The organism is uncultured Brachyspira sp. (assembly GCF_944390595.1).
In the GTDB taxonomy this organism is placed as follows: domain Bacteria; phylum Spirochaetota; class Brachyspiria; order Brachyspirales; family Brachyspiraceae; genus Brachyspira.
In genome coordinates this window covers 1-2721 of sequence record NZ_CALXRN010000227.1, presented here as the reverse complement: position 1 = coordinate 2721, position 2721 = coordinate 1, and the positions used below count along the sequence as shown (strand labels likewise).

Annotated in this window: 3 protein-coding genes; 2 read left to right on the top strand and 1 reads right to left on the bottom strand. The window is 28.6% G+C overall.

The window, feature by feature from the left end:
* Nucleotides 1-902, top strand: a 902-nt coding sequence (locus tag Q0J90_RS13630; RefSeq protein WP_297278429.1) for an ankyrin repeat domain-containing protein, incomplete at its 5' end; no start/stop codon positions are given.
* A 57-nt stretch (nucleotides 903-959) separates the two neighbouring features.
* Here Q0J90_RS13630 and Q0J90_RS13625 read toward each other — a convergent pair.
* Nucleotides 960-1616: a redox-sensing transcriptional repressor Rex gene (locus Q0J90_RS13625; RefSeq protein ID WP_297278428.1), complete on the bottom strand. Its 657-nt coding sequence runs from the start codon at nucleotides 1614-1616 to the stop codon at nucleotides 960-962.
* Nucleotides 1617-1847: 231 nt separating this feature from the next.
* On the opposite strand from Q0J90_RS13625, the gene Q0J90_RS13620 reads away from it, so the two are divergent.
* The gene (locus tag Q0J90_RS13620) at nucleotides 1848-2579 is read left to right on the top strand and encodes an NAD-dependent deacylase (protein ID WP_297278427.1); all 732 of its coding nucleotides are present in this window, start codon (nucleotides 1848-1850) and stop codon (nucleotides 2577-2579) included.
* Nucleotides 2580-2721: the final 142 nt, after the last annotated feature.

Below are 2721 nucleotides of genomic sequence, written 5' to 3'. Positions count from 1 at the left end.
CTGCTTCAAAAGGATATAAAGATGTAGTATTGCTTTTATTATCTCAGAATGCTAATGTTAATCTTACATGTATACATGGAAAAACAGCATTAACTTATGCTGCAGATGCCGGATATGTAGATATAGTGTCTTATTTGCTTGCTAAAAATGCCAATCCTAATATAAAGTTAAATAATGGGACAACAGCTCTTTTACAGGCAGCAGGAAAAGGTTATTACAGCATAGTAGAAATGATAGTTAATGCTAATGCTGATTTGAAAATAAGTGGCACATACAGAAGTGGAAATGGTGATGGTGTTAATTATAATATGACTCCTTTAATGGTGGCATCATATAATAACCATGATTTAATAGTAAAACTCCTTTTAGATAAAGGAAGCGAAGTTAACTATATAAATGAGCATGGTGCAAACGCTTTATTTTATGCTATAGCTAAAGGCAATAATGAAGTTGCAAAAATACTATTAGAACGCGGTGCGGATGCTAATATAGTAGCTACTTACGGTCCTTATGGAAATATTACTCCTCTTGCTTTAGCTTCTACATTAGGATTAACAGATGTTGTATCATCTCTTTTAATTGGAAAGGCAAGTATTAATTTTAAAATGAGAGATGGAAGAACTGCTTTGATTTGGGCTGCTGTTTCTGGAAAGAGTGGTTCTATTAATGCTTTGATTAATGCTAATGCAGATTTGAATATAGCAGATAATGACGGTAAAACTGCTTTGATGTTTGCTGCTGAAAATGGTGATTATATGTCTGTAGAGTATTTAGTTAATGCTGGTGCACATCTTAATACTACAGATAAGTTTAGAAAAACTGCTTTAATGTATGCTATGGAAAATGGAAATCCTGAAGTAATAGATTTATTGACTAGAGCAAGTTTAACTTATAATAAATAATGCATTTATATATAAAAAAGAGATACTTTTTAGAGTATCTCTTTTTTATTTTTTTAATTATTTGTCGCCTTTATCTTTATGTTTTTTGCTTGAAGATGTTTCTTTTACATCATTTATAAAATAGAATAAAGATTCAATTTCATCAGCTATATTAACATCATTGATTATACAATCAGGTCTTTCTAATAACTTAATAGGAGCAAAATTAAGAACTCCTTTTATACCAGCATTACATATAACATCAAACATTCTTTGAGCTTCTAAATCCGGAACAGTTAATATTGCTATTTCTATTTTGTTATTAATTATGAAATCTTTTAATTCTTCTATAGGAAGTATTGGAGTAGGGGCATTTCTGTCTATTTTATCAGGGTTATGATCAAATGCAGCAATAATTTTTATTGATTCGCTTTCAAAACCTCTGTAATTTACTAATGCTTTTCCTATTTTACCATATCCTATCAATATAATATTATGTGATATTTGTTTGCCTAATATGCTGTCAATTTGTTCTAGCAAATCATCTATATTGTATCCGCCTTTTTTATTTCCAGAGATATTAAAAAGTGAAAAATCTTTTCTTACTTGAACTGAAGTAATACCTATAGCATCTCCCAAGTTGTTGGAATAAGCTTTTATAAATCCGAAACTTTTCATGCGTCTTAATGCATTTTTGTATTTTAATAAACGCATAATTTGTGTTCTACTAATCATAATATATCCTTAATATCTGTTTTTTATTTTAACAATAAAAATATGTAGTTATATTATAACATAATAAAGTAATGTGTCAATAAAAAAATATTATTATAAAATTATATTTTATACAAAAATATATACATTAATAGAACATTAATAACATTATTTTATAATTTGGAATTTATTATTATAAAAATAAAATATATAGTAGAAAAAATAATATTTTGCTATATAATAGTAATCATTATGATAGACTACAAATTAATAGCACAAACAATTAAAGATTCAAAATACGCTGTAGCTTTTACAGGTGCAGGTATAAGTGTAGAAAGCGGTGTTCCTCCTTTCAGAGGTCCTGACGGTCTTTGGGAGAAACATGGAAGTCAGTTTGCTGAGATTTCTTATTTTGTTAAGCATCAAAAAGAATCTTGGAAATCACTAAAAAAGGTTTTTTATGATCCTATTACAGATGTTAAGCCTAATAAAGCTCATATAGTATTAGCTAATTTAGAAAAAATGGGTATAATGCGTTCTGTAATTACTCAAAATATTGATAATCTTCATCAAGAGGCAGGAAGCAAAATTGTTTATGAACTTCATGGTACAGCAAAATATGCAGTATGCATGAAATGCAAAACAAGATATAAAATCGATAAAGAAATACTTGCTATGGATCCTCCTTCATGTGAAAAATGTTCTGCTACTTTAAAGCCGGCATTTGTTTTTTTTGGAGAGCAATTACCTGCTGTAGATTTTAACAGCTCTATAGAAGATGCTCAGAAATGTGATTTATTTATTATAATAGGTACCGGCGGCGAAGTTATGCCTGCTGCACAGATTCCGCATTTAGCTAAACGTTCTGGAGCTAGAATTATGGAAATAAATCCGGCACCATCTAATTTTACAAATTCTATAGTAGATATTTATATACAAGAGAAGGCCGGTGTTGCTTTTACAGAGATAGAAAAATATTTATAAAAATTATTATATAAAATATTTTCAACTTTATTTATGAACAATATCAAAATAGGCTCATTATATATAATATTTTCTGCTTTATCATTTAGTATAATGGAAATAGCTGTGAAAATTTCCGGAAAAACTATTCCTGTTATGGAAC

What these genes read in the sequence shown, in the direction of transcription:
- Q0J90_RS13625 (WP_297278428.1), bottom strand. Translation starts at nt 1,616, where the DNA reads ATGATTAGTAGAACACAAATTATGCGTTTATTAAAATACAAAAATGCA.
- Q0J90_RS13620 (WP_297278427.1), top strand. Translation starts at nt 1,848, where the DNA reads ATGATAGACTACAAATTAATAGCACAAACAATTAAAGATTCAAAATAC.